This window comes from Microbacterium sp. P03, from assembly GCF_043556235.1.
In the GTDB taxonomy this organism is placed as follows: domain Bacteria; phylum Actinomycetota; class Actinomycetes; order Actinomycetales; family Microbacteriaceae; genus Microbacterium.
Map to the genome: position 1 here is coordinate 331,259 of NZ_JBIGIM010000001.1, position 17,666 is coordinate 348,924.

The following is a 17,666-nucleotide window of genomic DNA, read 5'->3' on the forward strand; positions in this document are numbered from 1 at the left end:
CGCGGCATCCGCCCGGACCTCTTCAGTCCGCGGACCGCAGGATGATGGCCTCGGTCGGCGGAGCGGGGTCTGCCGGAGCCCCCACGTAGCCGATCACCTGGAGGAGAGCGTGGCGGAACGCGGCGGGGTCTTCGAGGTGGGGCGAGTGCCCCACGCCTTCGAGCGCGAGTTCCGTCACCTCGCCGCCGGCGGCGGCGTAGGCGCCCAGCACGTCGCGGGTCTGCGACACCATCTCCTGCGCGGGGGCGACGTCCGCACCGGGCCACCCGGTGATGATGCCGAGCTGCCCCAGGTGGTTCAGGTCGTAGAAGGACGCGTCCGAGACGATGGCGTCGGCGGTGCCGTGGATCCAGAGGATCCGCGGCTTGTCGGCGAGCTGCACGATGCCGGAGGTGTCGAAGTACTTCGGAGCCATCGTGTTCAGCACCCCGATCGTGCCGACGCCGAAACCCGGCCAGTTCTCACTCGGTGTCCCGTCGCCCGGGTAGTTCCCTTCGGCGGTGGAGGTGGTGAGCATCGACTGCACCCACGCGTCCTCGTGGTCGGTCGTGTAGGAGGCGGCCACGTACCCCGACCGGAAGACCGAGCGCGGCGATGTCTGCGCGTCGGCGGTCGTGTCCTTGGTGGTGAGACGATCGACGAAGTCGGGATTAGCCCCGCCGCCGCCGCATCCCGCGTCGTCGTCGGTGAGGCGGGTGCCGTCGCGACGTGTTCCTCCGAAGCCGTAGGGCGAGACCGGAGCCTGCAGAGTGAGGCTCAGCACCGGGTGGTCGAGCGCGTACTGCATGACCACGCCGCCACCCATCGACCATCCGACGAGGTGCGCGGGGGGTACGTCCAGTGCCTGGAGCGCGGCATGGATGTCGTCGCTGAAGTCCCGCACTCCCCGGGTCGCGTCGATGGGTGCGTGCTCCGACCCTCCGAAACCGCGCAGATCGATCGCGATCACCCGCAGGTCGCTCGGGAGATCCTGCATGATCTCCTGCCAGAACAGCGCCGACGACACGTTCCCGTGCACGAGCACGACGGTGCGGTCGGCGGGTGTCGTGGGGTCGTCGCCCGCCCGCTCCAGAATCCCGACGGCGATCCGATCGGTGTCGATCACTCGCGAGGTGATGCCGTCGAAAAGTGCCATCGGTGGCCTCCAGTCAGTGCGGGTGGTTCGACTATACCGGCGCCTTCCACCCGGGCTCGGGGCTGCTCGGGGCCCGGCCTAGGATGGCCGCATGAGTGCAGCCGAAAGCCCCGCCCTTCCCCCGATCGCCATCCTCGGAGCGGGCTCGATGGGCGGCGCGATCCTGCACGGACTGGTCGGCTCCGGCCTTGCCGCCGGCGGCATCGTCGCGACCAACCGCACCCCGGCGAAGGCGGTTTCCCTCGCTCATCTCGCGGGTGTGACCTCGGTCGATCTGGCGTCGCATCCTGAGGGGAACAGGGACGCCGCGGCATCCGCTCGCATCGTGCTCGTGGGCGTCAAACCCGCCATGGTGCCCGACCTGCTGCGCGAGATCGCGCCCGCGCTGCGACCCGGCACGATCGTGGTCTCGCTCGCGGCGGGGGTGACGATCGAGACGTTCACCTCGATCCTCGGGCCGGATGTCGCCGTGCTCCGCTCGATGCCGAACACCCCCGCCATCGTCGGCGAGGCGGTGACGGGGCTGGCGCCCGCCCCCGGGGTGTCGACGGAGGATCGGCAGCTGGTGCGCCGCCTCTTCGAGACGTGCGGAGTGGTCGTGGAGGTGGGGGAGGACCAGATCGACGCGCTCTCGACCATCTCCGGCTCCGGGCCCGCCTACGTGTTCCTGCTCGTCGAGGAGCTGACGAAGGCCGCGGTCGGCAAGGGCTTCACCGATGCCGAGGCGCGCATCATGGCGGAGCAGACCTTCATCGGCGCGGCAGCCCTCCTCCAGGCTTCGGGTGAGGACCCCGCGGAGCTGCGACGGCGTGTCACCAGCCCGAAGGGCACGACCGAGCGGGCGATCGCGGTTCTGCAGGATGCGCACCTCGACGTGGTGTTCGCCGAGGCCACGGATGCCGCGCTGGCGCGCGCACGCGAACTCGCCGCGGGCTGATCACGCTCGCGCGACGAGGACTCTAGAGCGCCGCGGCTCGCCGGGAGCCCGCGACCCGTGCCGTGTGCTCGGCGATCGTCGCCGCCACGGTGCCGAGGTGGGCGGTGAACTCCTCCACCTCGCCGGCTTCCAGGTGCGCCGTCGCCCCGGCCACCATCTCGTGGAACTCGCTGTGGATGCGCTCCATCGTGGCGTGGGCCTTGGGTGTCAGCTCGAGGTAGAGGCTGCGTCGGTCATCGGGGTGGTCGATGCGCTGCAGCATGTCGGTGTCCACGAGGCGACGCGAGATGAAGGTGACGGCCGCGGTGGTGACGTGCATGTGATCGGCGAGTTGCTTGGGTGTCACCCGCACGTGCTCGGCGATGTAGAACAGCGTGCGCAGCTCGCTCGCCGAGAGTCCCTCGTCCGCGGCGATCTGCTCCCGGTTGCGATCGAGCGCGCGCGAGAACCGTATCGCCGCCGCAGGAAATGCGTCGAGATGGTGCGATCGTCCCTCGTGCTGTGTCATGTGTCCCCTCGCCAGATTGCGATCTTAGCGCGTGCAATCGGAAAGACTCTGTGGCAGGGTGTAACTCAGTTACTAACTAAGTTAGTATCTGAAGTGAGACGGCGTCCAGCCCGCCCACCCGATGATGAAGGAGTCAGACGTGATACCCGACCTCTTGACCGCCGCACAATTCTCGACGGTCTACAACTCGCTCTCGCTGGTGATCGCCGCACAGCTCTTCACGGCCATCTTCCTGCTCGTGTCGCTGAAGCGGGTGCTCCCGCGTTACCGACCCGCCATCACGATCGCATTGATCGTGTGCGGGATCGCCGCCTACCACTATTTCCGCATCTTCGATTCGTTCAACGAGGCCTTCACGACGGAGGCCGTCGGGGGAGCGGGCGACTACACCGAGACCGCGGGTGCCGCGTTCAACGAGGGCTACCGCTACGTCGACTGGCTGCTCACCGTGCCGCTTCTCCTCGTAGAGCTGGTCGCGGTGCTCGCTCTGGCCCGCGCGATGCAGAACCGCCTGCTGCTGCAGCTCGTGCCCGCCGCCATCCTGATGATCGTCCTGGGCTACCCCGGCGAGGTCAGCGAAGACCTCGGAGTGCGGACCGTCTTCGGAATCCTGTCCACGATTCCGTTCCTGTTCATCCTGTACGTGCTGTTCGTGCAGCTGAGCAAGTCGCTCGCATCGCAGCCCGTCGAGGTGCGCGGGACGCTGAGTCGGCTGCGCTACCTTCTTCTGCTGAGCTGGGGCGTGTACCCGATCGCCTATCTGCTGCCGGCTCTGGACCTCGGCGCCGACGGCTGGGTGTGGAAGCAGGTGGGCTATTCGATCGCCGACATCGTGGCCAAGGCCGTCTACGCGATCATCATCTTCCAGGTCGCCAAGACGAAGTCGTGGCTCGAGGACCCCGAGTTCGCCGCTGTCGAGCGGCCGCACGCGGACGCGGTCCCGCAGAAGGCGGGCCGCCGGTAAAGATGTATGTCAGCGATCGAGCGATGCGAATCTCTCGATGTCGCTATTCGTGCCCGACACGATGATCAGGTCGTGGTTGGTCACGACGGTGTTGGCCTCGGCGTAGCGGAAAGGCTTGCCGGGGCTCTTCACACCGACCACCGTGACGTTGTACTTCGTCCGCACGCCCGAGTCGTTCAGGCCCGTGCCCCGGATGAACTTCGGCGGATACATCTTGGCGAGCACGAAATCATCGTCGAAGCGGATGAAGTCCAGCATCCGTCCGCTGACGAGGTGGGCGACGCGTTCGCCGGCCTCGCGCTCGGGATAGATGACGTGGTTGGCGCCGACGCGCGCGAGGATCTTGCCGTGCGACTGCGACACGGCCTTCGCCCAGATCTGCGGCACCTTCAGGTCGACCAGGTTGGCGGTGATGAGGACGGATGCCTCGATGCTCGAGCCGACGGCTACGACGGCGACCTGGAAGTCCTGCGCGCCGATCTGCCGGAGGGCGTCGATGTTCTTCGCGTCCGCCTGCACGGCATGGGTCACGCGCTCCGACCACTTCTGGACGAGGTCGAGGTTGCCGTCGATCGCCAGGACGTCGCGGTCCAGCCGGTCGAGTTCGCCGGCGCACGCCGCACCGAAGCGCCCGAGGCCGATGACGAGGACGGGCGCGTCTCCGCGGATCTGCTCAACCAACGATCGGCCTTTCCACCGGCAGCGAGTAGAGCTGCGAACGGTTCGACGCGGCCACCGCCGCGGCGAGTGTCACTGTACCAACGCGTCCCATGAACATCGTCAGGGCCATGACGTAGATCGCAGGATCCGGCAGCTCCGCCGTCAGGCCGGTGGAGAGGCCGACCGTGGCGAACCCCGAGATGACGTCGAAGAGCACCATCTCGACGTGAGCGCCCGTGATCTGCGTGATCGTGATCGTCGAGATGGCGACGATCGTCGCGCCCCATGCCACCACCGACAGCGCCACGCGCTGGACATCGCTCGGGATGCGGCGACCGAAGGCCTGCACGGAGGGGCGGCCCTTGGCCTCGGAGAACACCGCGAGGGCGAGCACGGCCAGCGTGGTGACCTTGATGCCTCCGGCCGTCGACGCCGAGCCTCCGCCGATGAACATCAGCATGGATCCGACGACGAGCGACGACCCGTAGAAGTCGCCCATGTCGACGACCGAGAAGCCGCCCGACCGCGTCATCGCCGAGACGAAGAAGGACTGGAAGACCGTGTCCCAGGCGTCCATGCTTCCGTACGTCCGCGGATTGCTGTGCTCGAGCAGGAGGAACATCGCGGCGCCCGCGAAGAACAGGATCACGGTCGTGATCAGCGTCAGCTTGGCGTGCAGCGACCAGCGGCGGACGTGCCAGCGGTGCCGTGCGAGCGTGTAGATGACGGGGAACCCGATCGACCCGAGGAACACCCCGGCCATGATGACCGTCAGGAAGTAGTAGTCGTGCGCGAAGGGCGCGAGGCCTTCGGGATTCGGTGTGAAGCCGGTGTTCGTGAAGGACATCGCCGCGTAATACGGGGCCTCCCACAGCGCCGACAGCGGGTCGACGCCGCCGAGGAGCAGCGCCGGGTAGAGCAGCACCGCGAGTACCGCCTCGATGATGAGGGTCGACAGGGCGACGGTCGCGAGCAGGCTTCCGACTTCGCCGAGGCGCACCGTCTGCCCCTCGTTGACCGGGCCGCCGTGGGCGCGCATCGGGTTCGAGTCGCCGGCGGCGATGAGCTTCGCGCGCAGACCGAGCCGGCGCGAGATGACGAGTCCGAGGATCGAGGCGAGGGTCAGCACCCCCAGAGCTCCGACGTTGACGCCGATGTAGATGATCACCTGTCCGATGGGCGACCAGTGGCTACCCATGTCGACCGTGGACAGTCCCGTGACGCAGATCGTGGAGACCGCGGTGAAGAGCGCGTCCGCGAAGGCGGTGCGCCGTCCGTCGGCGGCGGCGATCGGCAGCGAAAGCAGCGCCGTGAAGAGCATGATCAGGATGACGAAGACGCTCACGGCGAAGCGCGCGGGCGACGCGGTCGTGAGATCGCGGAGGCGATCGAAGAGCTCCGCCCATCGTCGGCGCACCGAGAGTCGCTCGCGGCGTGAGGCGGGGTCGCCCGTCATGCGGTCGCCCCCTTCGTCCGGAGACCCCTGTCATGGTACTCCGGGCCTCGCGCCACTAGCCTAAGCACATGGCGGACATCTTCGACGTGATCGCGGACGGCACGCGTCGCGACATCCTGCAATTGCTTCTGGATCGCTCGGATGCGAACGGCCGCGGAACGAGTGTGTCGCACATCGTGCAGGACCTGGGTGTGAGTCAGCCGACGGTGTCCAAGCACCTCAAGGTGCTGCGGGAGGCGGAGCTCGTCTCGGTGCGCGAAGAGGGCCAGCACCGCTACTACAGCCTCTTGCGCGCGCCGCTGGACGAGATCGACGACTGGCTCGTGCCGTTCCTGGTGGACGACGCCGACGTGCAGAGCGCGATGGCGACCTCCGCCCTGCCGGATGGCGCCGCGCACGCGGCCGACGTGGTCGGCCGGGCTGCGGCCTCCGCGAAGCACGCCGTGGCGAGCGCCTTCAAGAAGCTGCCCGGACGCTGAACGCCGGCGCGCGCCCGTCACACGCGTCACACTCCTCACAGGTCCCTCATGCCGCCCAGTGATCACACGGGTTTACACGCGTCCCGCGCGGGCCATAGAGTGTGTCGCACTGGGACATGCAACAGCACATCTGGATCGTATGGAGGGGACCATGCCCGAACTGCCGGACGTGAGATTCCTCACCGTCGCCGAGGTCGCTGACATCATGCGCGTCTCGAAGATGACCGTGTATCGCCTCGTGCACTCGGGCGAGCTGCCTGCCGTGCGCTTCGGGCGCAGCTACCGGGTGCCCGAAACCGCGGTCACGGCAGCGCTGCAGCGCCCCATCGCCGACGTCGGCTGAGCCGGTCGCCCGCGCAGACCGCCCGCGCGCAGTTCTGGGCGCGGCGGGTGGGATAGACTGATCCGAGGTGTTTTCCGTAAAACTCCGTTCCCGGATGTAGCGGACCAGGCCGGTCCGCTCGTCCAGACCCCAGACATAGTGAGGTTTTCCGTGGGTTCAGTCATCAAGAAGCGCCGCAAGCGTATGGCGAAGAAGAAGCATCGCAAGCTGCTTCGCAAGACTCGCCACCAGCGTCGCAACAAGAAGTAGAGACGTGGCGCCGCGATCGCGAGCGCTGCACTGCACCGAGCGCCTGTCCACCGGACGGGCGCTTCGTGTCTGTCCACCCATCCGGACCGAGTCATCGAGGAGCCACCCGTGAAGTCGATCACCGTGCAGCAGCTCAGTGAGCGCGAGGGTGTTCCCCTCATCGACGTGCGTGAGCCGGATGAGTATGCGGCCGGCCACGTCCCCGGAGCCGTGAACCTCCCGATGTCCACCATCGGTGAGCGCCTCGACGATCTCCCCGACGGCGCGTTCGATGTCATCTGCCAGGTCGGCGGTCGTTCCGGCCGCGTCGTGCAGGCGCTCGAAGCGCGCGGATACGACGTGACGAACGTCGACGGCGGAACCGGCGAGTGGATCCAGTCGGGGTACCCGCTCGAGAGCTGAGCGCCGCGGCCGTCCTCGGGCTGCTCCGTGTCCTTAGGCTGGTCCGGTGACGACATTGACTCTCATCGGCAAGCCGGACTGTCATCTCTGCGACGTCGCGCACGACGTGGTCGACGCGGTGCTCGCTGACCTGCCGGACGACATCGCCGACGGCATCGACGTGCGGGAATCGTCGATCGCCGCGGATCCGGCGCTGTACGAGCTCTGGTGGGAGAAGATCCCCGTCGTTCTGATCGACGGCGGTCTGCACGCCCACTGGCGGGTGTCTCCCGCTCGACTGCGTGAGGCCCTGATCGCCGCGCAGCGGAGCGACTAGCTCCGGGGTCGGACGATGACCTCCCGCGGAAGGAGCGCGATCCGCACCCGCTCGTCGTACTCCACACGTTCGTCGGCGGGATGCTGCAGCCGGACCAGCGTGCCGTCGGGGGTGCGCACGAGCGTGCGGCGGAAGCTGCCCAGAAAAGTGCTCTCCTGCACGATGGCGTCCACGCCCGGCTCGGTCTCGGTCGCGAATCGCACGTTCTCGGGACGCACGAACACGTCCACCTCGCCGTCGCGCTGGGCATCCTGCAGCGGGAGACCGATGCCCCACACCGTGAGCGCGCCCCCGGAGACGACGCCCGGCACCACGCTGGAGACGCCGACGAACGCCGCGACATCCGCCGTCCGCGGACGAAGGTAGAGGTCTTCGGGTGTACCGATCTGCTGGATCGTGCCGGCGCTCATGACGGCGATGCGGTCCGAGACCGCCAGGGCCTCCTCCTGGTCGTGGGTGACGAACACCGTCGTGATCCCGAGGCGCAGCTGAATGCGGCGGATCTCGTCGCGGAGCTGAACGCGTACCTTTGCGTCGAGTGCCGAGAGCGGCTCGTCCAGGAGAAGCACCCGGGGCTCCGTGACCAGAGCCCGTGCCAGCGCCACGCGCTGCTGCTGCCCGCCAGACAGCTCGTGCGGGTACCGCTCGGCGAGATGAGCGAGTCCGACGAGGTCGAGCGCGTCGGCGGCGCGGGCGTTGGCCTTCACCCTGCCGACGCCGCGACGGCGCAGACCGAATGCCGTGTTGTCGGCGACGCGGAGGTGTGGGAAGAGCGAGTACGACTGGAAGACCATTCCGATGTCGCGCTTGTTGGTGGGGACGCGCGATACGTCCCGTCCGCCGAGGAGGACGGATCCGCTGGTGGCGACTTCCAGGCCGGCCAGGACGCGCAACGCCGTCGTCTTGCCGCAGCCCGAGGGGCCGAGCAGGGACACGAACTCGCCGGGAGCGACATCCAGATCCACGCCGTGGAGGACGCGCGTCGTGCCGTAGTCCTTGACGACGCCCTCGAACTGCACGCGGGTGCCTTCTCCGGCCTCCGCCAGGAGGGCGTTGTCGGTGGTCCGGGGCAGGGCGCGGGGAGGCAGATCGGCGGTGGTCATGAGGTCTTCCTTCCGGGGCGCGGCCGAACGGCCCGCCCGATGACGAGGAGCAGCGCCAGTGCGAAGGCGAGTGCCATGAGGGTGAACATCGCGGCGGCATAGGCGTCGATCTTGTTGACCACGACGAGCGCGGTCTGCAGCACCTGCCTGTTGAGCAGCGACGCGATGGTGAATTCGCCGAGCACGACCGCGACCGAGATGAGGGATGCCGCGAGCAGCCCCGGCCGCAGGTTGGGAACGAGCACCCGCAGGAACACGGTGAGCCATCCCGCGCCGAGACTGCGGGCGGCCTCGGACAGCGTGCGGATGTCGACCGCGTCGATCGATGCCTGGATCGAACGGTATGCGAACGGAAGCACCGTGATGCCGTACGCGAATGCGAGCGTCCACGCGCCGGTGCCGAAGGTGCGCCCGATCTGCAGATAGATCGGGGCGAGCCCCACCACGAGCACGATCGCCGGGATCGAGATCGGGAGCAGCACGAGGAACTCGAACGGGCGGCGGAGCGCGGGGAAGCGCAGGGCGACGAACACCATCGTGGGGGCGAGCAGGAGCAGGACGATCGCGACCGTCACGATCGCGAGCACGAGCGAGTTGGACAGTCCCACCCAGATCGGGGCGAACACGGAGCGCTTCGCGGGGTCGAACAGGCTCGCCCAGTGCACGAGCGACACTCCGTCACCGTCGCGGAACGTGTAGAGCAGTGTCGAGACGAGCGGCAGGGCGAACAGGACGCCCACGACGACGCCGACGATCCATCGGACGGTACGCGACGGGGCCAGACCCTTCACGACTGCCACCGTGCGGCGCGACGCTGGATCAGCGAATACGCGAACATGACGACCGCCACCACGACGATCATCCCGAGCGCGAGCGACCCCGCCAGATTCTCGCGACCGAGGAGGGTCTCGCTGGTGAGCGCCGTGCGGATCTGGAGCGGGACGATCTGCGACCCCTGGCTGGCGAGAGCCGCAGCGGTCGCGTACGACGAGAAGGCGTTCGCGAAGAGCAGCAGGAGGCTCGCGAGGAACGATGGCGCCAGGACGGGGATGCCGACGTGACGCCAGAACCCTCCACGCGTGCCGCCGAGGGTGAGGTTCGCCTCCGCCCACTGGGGTTTGAGCGCGGACAGCGCCGGCATGAACGTGATCACCATGAGCGGCACCTGGAAGTAGATGTAGGGGAGGATCAGGCCGGGGAGCTCGTAGATCCACGGCCCGTCCGCGAAGATGTCGACGCCGAACACGTCCAGCAGCAGCCGGGTCACGAGGCCCTGGAGGCCGATCGTGGCGATGAAGGCGAACGCCAGCATGACGCCGCCGAACTGCGCGAGCACGCCGGCCGCGGCATCGACGAATGTGCGCACCGCGCCGGTCTCGGGCAGACCCAGCATCGCGTAGCAGACGAGCGCGCCCACGACGGCGCCGACGACGGCAGTCAGGAGCGAAAGCCAGGTCGAGTTCCAGAACGTGGAAAGCAGCACGGGGTCCGCCAGGGCGGCGATGTTGTCGAGGGTGAACGCCCCGTTCGCGTCGAAAAGCCCTGATCCGATGGCCAGCACCGTCGGCAGAGCGAGGAACAGCAGGATGTACGCGGTGAAGGGAGCGAGCCCCAGCCATGCCCAGCTGGCGCGGGGGCGGTGGCGCGGTCCCGCGGAGGACCGACGACCTGACCGAGGGTCGTCACTGGACCGCAGCGGCCCAGTTCTGGCCGAGCAGGGTGCCGGCGGCGGTGCTCTGGGCCTCAGTCGGGACGACCGTCTCGGTCGGTGCTTCGGGCAGAGCCGCAGCGGCCGTCGCGTCGATCGTGCCGGCGTCGGTCATCGCCTGCATGCGCGCCGGACGAGCGCCGCCCTTGAGCCACAGGTTCTGCACGTCGTCGCTGTAGAGGAACTCCTGCCAGAGACGTGCCGCGGCCGGGTGCGGCGCGTTCTTGTTGATGGCCTGGTTGTAGTAGCCGGCGTACCCGGTGCCCGGCAGGACCTCGACCTTCCAGGCCGGGTTGTCGGCCGCGTGAGTGGTGTTCAGGTAGTCCCAGTCGAACACGACCGGAGTCTCACCGCTGGCGATGGTCGCGGTCGTGACGTCGACCTTGAGCATGTTGCCCGCTTCGCTCAGCTTCGAGAAGAAGTCGATGCCGGGCTGGAAGTCATCCAGCGTGCCGTCGCTCTGCACGGTCGCCAAGCCGACGGCCGCGAAGGCGGCGCCGGCCTGCGTGGGGTCGCCGTTGATCGCCACGGCGGCCTTGTACTCCGGGTCGAGCAGGTCGTCGAGCGTCTTCGGCGCGGCGAACTTCGACGAGTCGTAGCCGATCGACATGTATCCGCCGTAATCGCCGACGAACAGTCCGGTCGACTCCTTGAGGGCGTCGGGGATCTCGTCCCAGGTCTCCACCTTGTAGGGCGCGAACTCCGCGGTGTTCTGGAGTGCGACGGCGAGGCCGAGGTCGAACACGTCGGGGGCGGTGTCGAGGCCCTCGTTCGTCTTCGCTGCCTGGATCTCTTCGGCGCTGGACACATCGGGCGACTGCTCGTCGATCGTGATCTCGGGATAACGGCTCGCGAAGAGATCGAGGATCTCGCCGTAGTTGGCCCAGTCGCGGGGGAGCGCGATGACGTTCAGCTTGCCCTCCGCTTTCGCGGCGGCCTCGAGGTCGGCGAGGGAGCCGAAGTCCGTCAGAGCGGTCGCGGTCGCGGCGTCGACGCCCGAGTCCGTGGTCGATCCTGCGGAAGACGATGAGCATCCTGCCAGGACGAGCGAGGCGCTGACGAGGAGGGCGGTGCTGATGCCGCCCAATCGGAGAAGGCGTGCGGTGGGGGACATGGCGATGGTGGATTCCTCTCGGGTGGGCACACCGATATCCGCGCGTGAGCGCGTCGATCGGGGGTACGAGGAACCTATGCAGGCCAGGTGACGGGTCGACCAGTTCTGGCTGAACAGCTGGTTGACGGCAGCTGATGGATCGGGATCGAGCTCAGGGCGCGAGCCGGGTGGGGCCCCGGAAGAGGAAGGTGACCTCGCGGATGGAGGACTCACCGAGCAGCAGCATCAGGACGCGCGCCAGACCCATGCCGAAGCCGCCGTGCGGGGGCGTGCCGTAGCGGAAGAAGTCGAGGTAGTGCTCGATGCCCTCCAGGGCGAGACCCTTCTCGAGCGCCTGCGCTTCGAGCACGTCGATGCGGTGCTCGCGCTGGGCTCCGGTCGTAATCTCCACACCCTTGTACAGCAGGTCGTAGCTCTTGGTCAGCCCGGTCTGCTCGTCCTTCATGTGGTAGAACGGCCGGATCTCGAACGGGTAGTCGGTCACGAACACGAAGTCGTGGCCGAACTGCTCCTTGACGTGCGCCGACACCTGGCGCTCACCCTCCGGCTCGAGGTCGCCATCGGTGCGCTGCGTCTCGTGGCCGCGCGCCGCCACGATGTCGCGGGCGTCGGCAAGAGGGATGCGCGGGAACGGCACGGTGGGCACCTCGACCGTGACGCCGAAGAGCTCCTCGATCTCCGCGCCGTGCTTCTCCTTGACGGCGGCGATCGCGAAGGCGAGTAGCTCCTCCTGCATGCGGGCGACGTCGTCGTGCGAATCGATCCAGCTGATCTCGGCGTCGACGGAGGTGAATTCGGTCGCGTGGCGGCTCGTGAACGACGGGTCGGCCCGATAGACGTCGCCGATCTCGAAGATCTTCCCGAACCCTGCTGACTGCGCCATCTGCTTGTAGTGCTGCGGGCTCTGCGCGAGGTAGGCGGTCTGGTCACCGAAATATTCCAGCGAGAACAGCTCGGCGTTCGACTCGGACGGGCTCGACATCAACTTCGGAGTGTGCAGCTCGATGTAGTCGCGCTCCACCCAGTAGGTGCGGAACGCGTGCTCGAGGGTGGTCGAGACGCGGAAGATCAGGTTGTTCCGTCGCTGACGCAGGTCGAGGAAACGCCAGTCCATGCGCTTGTCCAGGCCGGAGTCGGCGGCGATCGGCGTCTCGGGGAGCGCGGCGGACGACACTTCGAGCGCGCCGACCTTGATCTCGACTCCGCCGAGCTTGACGCGCTCGTCGTGCTTGAGCTCGCCGGTGACGGTGAGGAACGTCCCCGTCGACAACTCCGAGATGAGGGAGGTCAGCGCGAGCGCGTCCGCGTCCTGCGCGGGGGCGTCCTGGGTCGCGGCATCCTGCGCACCCTCAACGGGCGCGGCGGGACGCGTGGCGGGATTCACCAGCTGAACCGCACCGCTCTCGTCGCGCAGGACGACGAACTGCACCTTCTTCTGGTCGCGGACGGTCTCGACCCATCCCGAAACGGACACGGGACCAGCGGGGAGACCCTGAAGCTGCTTGACAAGAACGCGTTCACTCACGAGGGGACAGTCTACGCGGCGCCCCGTCGCGCCTGCGGCCCCGAACGGGGCGGTGCGGGCGCACACGTCCTTCACAGCCCCCGGTAACCCTGCCCCCGTAACGTCGACCCTGCACGAGTGCGACCCCATCCGCACGACCCCGACGATCACCGAGCGCGAGGCACCCGATGACCGCTACTGCGACCCTGACCGCCGCCGACGCAGGAACGTCCTGGCTGACGGCCCTCATCGATTGGGCGATCTCGCTCATGGAGGTCATCGGCCCCGCGGGCGCAGGACTGGCGATCGCCCTCGAGAACTTGTTCCCGCCGCTGCCGAGCGAGGTCATCCTGCCGATGGCGGGCCTGACGGCGAGCCGCGGCACGTTCACCGTCGCAGAAGCGCTCGTCTGGACCACGCTCGGATCCGTCGTGGGCGCGATGGTGCTCTACGGCATCGGCGCGTGGCTCGGCGTCGACCGCCTCCGCCGAGTGGCGGCGCGGGTCCCGCTGCTGCACCCCGAGGACATCGACCGCACCGTCGGCTGGTTCCAGCGCCACGGGGGCAAGGCCGTCTTCTTCGGCCGGATGATCCCCGTCTTCCGCAGCCTGATCTCGATCCCCGCGGGAGTCACGCGCATGCCGCTGTGGAAGTTCGGCCTGCTGACGACCGCCGGCAGCCTCATCTGGAACACGGTGTTCGTGATGGCCGGGTTCCTCCTCGGCGAGTCGTGGCACGTCGTCGAGCAGTACGCCGACATCCTGCAGTACATCGTGATCGCCGCGGTCGTCGTCGGTGTCGCATGGTTCCTGTACGTCCGCGTCCGATCCCTCGTGGGTTCGCGGCGAGCGGATGCCGCGGCATCCGGCGACTGACGCCCTGAGGAGCGCCGTGCATAGCTCCTCCCCAGCCCGCGCCCAGACCCGCCCCGCGTAGAATGGGAGGGTGCCTGCCGACCGCCTCCATCTCGTGCGTCACGGGGAGGTCCACAACCCCGACCACGTGCTCTACGGCCGACTCCCGAACTTCGGGCTGAGCGTCGAGGGCCGCGGAATGGCGCGCCAGGCGGCGGATCACGTCCACGCGTGGGAGCGTCCGATCTCGAGCCTCGTTTGCTCGCCGCTGCAGCGCGCTCAGGAGTCCGCCCGACCGTTCACCGATCTGTTCGGCATCGAGCCGCTGATCGATGAGCGCGTCATCGAGCCGACCAACGTCTTCGAGGGCAAGGTCATGAAATGGGCGGTCATGAACCCCCTCAACTGGCGGCACCTGCGAAAGCCCGCGGTGCCCAGCTGGGGCGAACCGTACGAGCAGATCATCGCCCGGATGGACGCGGCGATGACGGATGCCTGGACCCGCGTCGACGGCGGCGATGTCGTGATCGTGTCTCACCAGCTGCCGATCTGGGTCACCCACCTCTGGGTCGCCGGAGAGCCCGCCCGCCACGATCCCCGCAAGCGCCGCTGCGGCCTGTCGAGCGTGACGAGCTTCGAACAGCGCGACGGCCACTGGGTGGAGGTCGGTTATGCCGAGCCCGCCAGCACCGTGGGGTCGATCGACGTGGGGGCCGTGTGATGCGCGGGAGACGTGGCATCGCCGGGAAGGGCAGGCGCGCGGCATCCGTCGTCCTCGTCCTCGGTGTGATGCTGGGGATGACCGCGTGCGCGAACGACCCGCTGGCCGATCAGTACCGGAGCGGTGACAACAAGGGCTACATCGCGGGCGACTTCCGCGTCGTCGAGATCCCCGCCGATCAGCGCGGTCCGGCCGTCGAGTTCGCCGGAACGACCGAGAGCGGCGAGGCCGTGTCGAGCAGCGACTACGCGGACGAAGTGCTCGTCGTCAACTTCTGGTACGCCGCGTGCGGTCCGTGCCGGGCCGAGGCGCCGGTGCTCGAGAGCGTCTGGAAGCGGTTCGACGGACAGGGTGCGTCATTCCTCGGCGTGAACTCGTACGACCAGGCTGCGACCGCCGCGAGCTTCGCGCAGGACTACGGCGTGACGTATCCCAGCGTGATCGACATCAACGACAAAAAAGTGACCCTCGCGTTCGCGGCCGTCGCGCCGCTCAGCGCCACGCCCGTGACGCTGGTGCTCGACACCCAGGGACGCGTCGCCGCCCGCATCATCGGAGCCGTGTCGGAGGAGGACGAGTCCATCCTCAGTTCCCTCGTCTCCGACGCCATCGCGGAGACCTCGTGAACGAGATCGTCGCCGGCGGGGCGCTCTGGGTCGCGGTGCCGATCGCCGTCCTGGCGGGGCTCGTGTCATTCCTCTCGCCGTGCGTCCTGCCCCTCGTGCCGGGTTACCTCGGCTTCATCGGCGGAGCAGTCCAGCCGCGTCGTGCCCCGATCGCCGTCGCGGTCGGCCGGGGGACGACCGTCGACTCCGCGCCGGGTGCGGGTGCGGGTGAGGATACTCCAACGGGTGCGGATGCGCCGTCGCGCGGTCGGCTCCTCGGCGGAGTCCTGCTGTTCATCGCCGGTTTCACCGTGGTGTTCATGGCCATCAACATCTTCGGCGGCACGCTCGGTGTGGCTCTGATCCAGTACCGCGATCTGATCACCCGCATCATGGGCGTCGTCATCATCCTGCTCGGGCTGGTGTTCATCGGCGCCTTCGGAATGGCCCAGCGCACGTTCCGCCCGCAGGTGCGCGGCAACGTCGGACTCGTCGGCGCACCCCTGCTCGGCCTCGCGCTCGGCATCGGCTGGGCGCCCTGCATCGGCCCCACCCTCAGCGTCATCCTGGGGATGTCCCTGGACTCGGCCTCTGCCGGGCGCGGTGCCCTTCTCGGACTCGCGTACTCCCTGGGCCTCGGCATCCCGTTCATCCTGCTGACGCTCGGATTCGGGTGGGCGACCCGCTCGGTCTCATTCCTGCGACGGCATATCCGCACCGTGAACCTCATCGGCGGCGCTCTGCTCGTGCTGCTCGGCGTGCTGATGGTCTCCGGCGTGTGGACCGCTCTGATGTCGCAGCTGCAGGGGGTGCTGCTCGGTGTCCCGCTCCCCATCTGAGTCGCGTGGGGCCGGGCGGGGCTCCGGCTCGGGCGACCCGCTCCGCCCCTCCGACCACATCGACGGCGTCGCAGTCGACGACCGCACCCCGTCGGAGTCCGACGACGGGTCGATCACGCAGCCGGCGCTCGGCCCGCTCGGGTGGGCGCGCTGGGCGTGGCGCCAGCTCACGAGCATGCGCACCGCGCTCGTGCTGCTGCTGCTGCTCGCGATCGCCGCCGTCCCGGGCTCGATCGTGCCGCAGCGCAGTGCCGACCCCAACGGGGTCACGCAGTACTACACCGACAACCCCGACCTCGCGCCCGTACTCGACAGGCTGCAGCTGTTCGACGTGTACTCGTCCGCGTGGTTCTCGGCGATCTACATCCTGCTGTTCGTCTCGCTCATCGGGTGCGTCATCCCGCGCACGAAGCACCACTGGAAGGCACTGCGAGCCCGTCCGCCGCGCACCCCCGCGCGGCTGTCGCGCCTCGACGATCACACCGAGTCGTTCGTGGAGCTGGCGCCGGGGCAGGATGCCGCGGGCGTGGCGGGCTCGGCCATCGATCTGGCGGCGGCCCAGCTGAAACGCGCCGGTTACCGTGTCGAGCGCTACGACGCGCCCGGTGCCCTCTCGGTGTCGGCGGAGCGCGGGTACCTGCGCGAGACGGGGAACCTCGTCTTCCACATCGCTCTGATCGGCGTGCTCATCGCCGTCGGCCTCGGCGGAGGTTTCACCTACACCGGCCAGCGTGTCGTCGTCGAAGGGACGACGTTCGTCAACGCGCTCACCGACTACTCCTCGTTCAACCCCGGGAGGTTCGTGGATCCGGAGCGCTTGACGCCCTACTCGATGACGCTCGACAGCTTCGATGTCACCTACCAGGCGCCCGGCACCGCCGGAGGCGGCCAGGCCGGCGACTTCGCCGCACATGTGACGACCCAGCTGTCGGGGCAGGACCCGACCGACGGCGTCGTGCGGGTCAACCACCCGCTCACGATCGCCGGCGACCGCGTCTACCTGCTCGGTAACGGCTACGCCCCCACGCTGACCGTGCGCAACGCGGCCGGCGACGTCGTCTTCCACGATTCGGTGCCGTTCCTGCCGCAGGACGCGAACCTGACCTCGCTCGGCGTCATCAAGGTGCCGGACGGGCTTCCCGAGCAGCTCGGCCTCGTGGGCTTCTTCTACCCGACCGCGCAGAAGCTCGACAGCGGGGCGCTGACCTCGGTGTTCGGCGACCTGGTGTACCCAACACTGACGCTGAACGTGTACGCCGGCGACCTGGGTATCGACGACGGCACCCCGCGCTCGGTCTACACGCTCGACACGTCGAGCATGACGAAGCTGACCGGAATGGACACGGACGTGTCCTCGATCGAGCTCGTGCCCGGCCAGAGCGCCGAACTGCCCAATGGATGGGGCTCCGTCACGTTCGACGACGAGTCCCTCGACGGCGAGGGCGCATCGGTCAAGCGCTTCGCGTCGCTCTCCATCCACCGCGACGCCGCGGGGCCCTGGGTGCTCACGTTCGCGATCCTCTCGCTGGCGGGGCTGCTGGCCGCGCTCTTCGTGCCGCGTCGTCGCATGTGGGTCAAGGCGACCCCCGACGGAAACACCGTCCGCATCGAGTACGCGGGCCTCGCCCGCGGCGAGGATCCGGCGCTCCGGGCGGCGGTGGAACAGGTCTCGCAGAAGCACGGGGACGCGCTCGAAACAGTGCTGCGCGCAGACCGCGTACGGTCGCAGCCACCCGCCGGTGAGGCATCCGACCGCGCGTAGAATGGGG

The 17,666-nt window shown here is 68.5% G+C and carries 21 protein-coding genes; 12 read left to right on the plus strand and 9 right to left on the minus strand.

Translation table 11 applies throughout. The features are described from left to right. Window positions 1-22 precede the first annotated feature (22 nt). Window positions 23-1,135: an alpha/beta fold hydrolase gene (locus ACFXOO_RS01480; protein WP_394562593.1), complete on the minus strand. Its 1,113-nt coding sequence runs from the start codon at window positions 1,133-1,135 to the stop codon at window positions 23-25. A gap of 91 nt (window positions 1,136-1,226) precedes the next feature. Here ACFXOO_RS01480 and proC point away from each other — a divergent pair, with 91 nt between their 5' ends. Then, entirely contained in the window at window positions 1,227-2,072 is an 846-nt protein-coding gene (gene proC, locus ACFXOO_RS01485; protein ID WP_394562594.1) for a pyrroline-5-carboxylate reductase, read from the plus strand. Window positions 2,073-2,094: 22 nt separating this feature from the next. On the opposite strand, the gene ACFXOO_RS01490 is transcribed toward proC, so the two are convergent. Continuing rightward, window positions 2,095-2,580: a MarR family winged helix-turn-helix transcriptional regulator gene (locus ACFXOO_RS01490; protein WP_378837069.1), complete on the minus strand. Its 486-nt coding sequence runs from the start codon at window positions 2,578-2,580 to the stop codon at window positions 2,095-2,097. Window positions 2,581-2,719: 139 nt separating this feature from the next. Between ACFXOO_RS01490 and ACFXOO_RS01495 the strand changes: the two genes are divergently transcribed. Next, entirely contained in the window at window positions 2,720-3,544 is an 825-nt protein-coding gene (locus tag ACFXOO_RS01495) for a bacteriorhodopsin (RefSeq protein ID WP_378837072.1), read from the plus strand. 9 nt (window positions 3,545-3,553) lie between these two features. Here ACFXOO_RS01495 and ACFXOO_RS01500 read toward each other — a convergent pair whose 3' ends face one another. Continuing rightward, window positions 3,554-4,225, minus strand: coding sequence for a potassium channel family protein (locus ACFXOO_RS01500; protein WP_378837074.1), 672 nt, complete (start codon window positions 4,223-4,225; stop codon window positions 3,554-3,556). Then, window positions 4,218-5,660, minus strand: a complete 1,443-nt coding sequence (locus tag ACFXOO_RS01505; RefSeq protein ID WP_378852102.1) for a TrkH family potassium uptake protein — start codon at window positions 5,658-5,660, stop codon at window positions 4,218-4,220. Before ACFXOO_RS01505 ends, ACFXOO_RS01500 begins: the two co-directional genes overlap by 8 nt. A gap of 68 nt (window positions 5,661-5,728) precedes the next feature. Here ACFXOO_RS01505 and ACFXOO_RS01510 point away from each other — a divergent pair, with 68 nt between their 5' ends. The 5 genes from ACFXOO_RS01510 (at window position 5,729) to ACFXOO_RS01530 (ending at window position 7,449) form a co-directional block, all read left to right on the plus strand. Then, entirely contained in the window at window positions 5,729-6,139 is a 411-nt protein-coding gene (locus tag ACFXOO_RS01510; RefSeq protein WP_378837079.1) for an ArsR/SmtB family transcription factor, read from the plus strand. A gap of 151 nt (window positions 6,140-6,290) precedes the next feature. After that, the gene (locus ACFXOO_RS01515; protein WP_378837082.1) at window positions 6,291-6,482 is read left to right on the plus strand and encodes a helix-turn-helix domain-containing protein; all 192 of its coding nucleotides are present in this window, start codon (window positions 6,291-6,293) and stop codon (window positions 6,480-6,482) included. Between the two features lie 150 nt (window positions 6,483-6,632). Next, window positions 6,633-6,731 carry a 30S ribosomal protein bS22 gene (locus tag ACFXOO_RS01520; RefSeq protein ID WP_003792170.1) on the plus strand — a complete coding sequence of 33 codons (99 nt, stop codon included), beginning with the start codon at window positions 6,633-6,635 and terminating at the stop codon, window positions 6,729-6,731. Window positions 6,732-6,839: 108 nt separating this feature from the next. Beyond that, on the plus strand, window positions 6,840-7,133 hold the full coding sequence (locus ACFXOO_RS01525) for a rhodanese-like domain-containing protein (protein ID WP_394562595.1): 294 nt from the start codon (window positions 6,840-6,842) through the stop codon (window positions 7,131-7,133). Window positions 7,134-7,179: 46 nt separating this feature from the next. Further along, the gene (locus tag ACFXOO_RS01530; RefSeq protein WP_378837086.1) at window positions 7,180-7,449 is read left to right on the plus strand and encodes a glutaredoxin family protein; all 270 of its coding nucleotides are present in this window, start codon (window positions 7,180-7,182) and stop codon (window positions 7,447-7,449) included. Here the strand turns inward: ACFXOO_RS01530 and ACFXOO_RS01535 are convergent. From ACFXOO_RS01535 to aspS, 5 genes are all read right to left on the minus strand, one after another. Then, on the minus strand, window positions 7,446-8,552 hold the full coding sequence (locus tag ACFXOO_RS01535) for an ABC transporter ATP-binding protein (protein WP_378852099.1): 1,107 nt from the start codon (window positions 8,550-8,552) through the stop codon (window positions 7,446-7,448). The two genes, ACFXOO_RS01530 and ACFXOO_RS01535, sit on opposite strands and share 4 nt — an antisense overlap. Next, window positions 8,549-9,343 (minus strand): ABC transporter permease, encoded by a 795-nt coding sequence (locus ACFXOO_RS01540; RefSeq protein WP_378837091.1) that lies wholly within the window; start codon window positions 9,341-9,343, stop codon window positions 8,549-8,551. The genes ACFXOO_RS01535 and ACFXOO_RS01540 overlap by 4 nt, the downstream gene beginning before the upstream one ends. Continuing rightward, window positions 9,340-10,167 (minus strand): ABC transporter permease, encoded by an 828-nt coding sequence (locus tag ACFXOO_RS01545; RefSeq protein ID WP_394563173.1) that lies wholly within the window; start codon window positions 10,165-10,167, stop codon window positions 9,340-9,342. Before ACFXOO_RS01545 ends, ACFXOO_RS01540 begins: the two co-directional genes overlap by 4 nt. Before the next feature lie 67 nt (window positions 10,168-10,234). Beyond that, window positions 10,235-11,374: an ABC transporter substrate-binding protein gene (locus ACFXOO_RS01550; RefSeq protein WP_394563175.1), complete on the minus strand. Its 1,140-nt coding sequence runs from the start codon at window positions 11,372-11,374 to the stop codon at window positions 10,235-10,237. Between the two features lie 151 nt (window positions 11,375-11,525). Next, window positions 11,526-12,899: an aspartate--tRNA(Asn) ligase gene (gene aspS, locus ACFXOO_RS01555; RefSeq protein ID WP_378837094.1), complete on the minus strand. Its 1,374-nt coding sequence runs from the start codon at window positions 12,897-12,899 to the stop codon at window positions 11,526-11,528. Window positions 12,900-13,066: 167 nt separating this feature from the next. Between aspS and ACFXOO_RS01560 the strand changes: the two genes are divergently transcribed. The 5 genes from ACFXOO_RS01560 (at window position 13,067) to ACFXOO_RS01580 (ending at window position 17,659) form a co-directional block, all read left to right on the plus strand. Next, window positions 13,067-13,753, plus strand: coding sequence for a DedA family protein (locus ACFXOO_RS01560; RefSeq protein ID WP_378837096.1), 687 nt, complete (start codon window positions 13,067-13,069; stop codon window positions 13,751-13,753). Window positions 13,754-13,823: 70 nt separating this feature from the next. Beyond that, the gene (locus ACFXOO_RS01565) at window positions 13,824-14,453 is read left to right on the plus strand and encodes a histidine phosphatase family protein (protein ID WP_394562596.1); all 630 of its coding nucleotides are present in this window, start codon (window positions 13,824-13,826) and stop codon (window positions 14,451-14,453) included. After that, the gene (locus tag ACFXOO_RS01570) at window positions 14,453-15,079 is read left to right on the plus strand and encodes a TlpA family protein disulfide reductase (protein ID WP_394562597.1); all 627 of its coding nucleotides are present in this window, start codon (window positions 14,453-14,455) and stop codon (window positions 15,077-15,079) included. The genes ACFXOO_RS01565 and ACFXOO_RS01570 overlap by 1 nt, the downstream gene beginning before the upstream one ends. Continuing rightward, window positions 15,076-15,897: a cytochrome c biogenesis CcdA family protein gene (locus ACFXOO_RS01575; RefSeq protein WP_394562598.1), complete on the plus strand. Its 822-nt coding sequence runs from the start codon at window positions 15,076-15,078 to the stop codon at window positions 15,895-15,897. Before ACFXOO_RS01570 ends, ACFXOO_RS01575 begins: the two co-directional genes overlap by 4 nt. After that, window positions 15,878-17,659, plus strand: coding sequence for a cytochrome c biogenesis protein ResB (locus ACFXOO_RS01580; RefSeq protein WP_394562599.1), 1,782 nt, complete (start codon window positions 15,878-15,880; stop codon window positions 17,657-17,659). Before ACFXOO_RS01575 ends, ACFXOO_RS01580 begins: the two co-directional genes overlap by 20 nt. Window positions 17,660-17,666 lie beyond the last annotated feature (7 nt).

Excerpts from the sequence above, each read along its gene's own strand:
- ACFXOO_RS01480 (WP_394562593.1), bottom strand. The coding sequence starts at position 1,135 with ATGGCACTTTTCGACGGCATCACCTCGCGAGTGATCGACACCGATCGG.
- proC (WP_394562594.1), top strand. The coding sequence starts at position 1,227 with ATGAGTGCAGCCGAAAGCCCCGCCCTTCCCCCGATCGCCATCCTCGGA.
- ACFXOO_RS01490 (WP_378837069.1), bottom strand. The coding sequence starts at position 2,580 with ATGACACAGCACGAGGGACGATCGCACCATCTCGACGCATTTCCTGCG.
- ACFXOO_RS01505 (WP_378852102.1), bottom strand. The coding sequence starts at position 5,660 with ATGACGGGCGACCCCGCCTCACGCCGCGAGCGACTCTCGGTGCGCCGA.
- ACFXOO_RS01510 (WP_378837079.1), top strand. The coding sequence starts at position 5,729 with ATGGCGGACATCTTCGACGTGATCGCGGACGGCACGCGTCGCGACATC.
- ACFXOO_RS01515 (WP_378837082.1), top strand. The coding sequence starts at position 6,291 with ATGCCCGAACTGCCGGACGTGAGATTCCTCACCGTCGCCGAGGTCGCT.
- ACFXOO_RS01535 (WP_378852099.1), bottom strand. The coding sequence starts at position 8,552 with ATGACCACCGCCGATCTGCCTCCCCGCGCCCTGCCCCGGACCACCGAC.
- ACFXOO_RS01550 (WP_394563175.1), bottom strand. The coding sequence starts at position 11,374 with ATGTCCCCCACCGCACGCCTTCTCCGATTGGGCGGCATCAGCACCGCC.
- ACFXOO_RS01560 (WP_378837096.1), top strand. The coding sequence starts at position 13,067 with ATGACCGCTACTGCGACCCTGACCGCCGCCGACGCAGGAACGTCCTGG.
- ACFXOO_RS01570 (WP_394562597.1), top strand. The coding sequence starts at position 14,453 with ATGCGCGGGAGACGTGGCATCGCCGGGAAGGGCAGGCGCGCGGCATCC.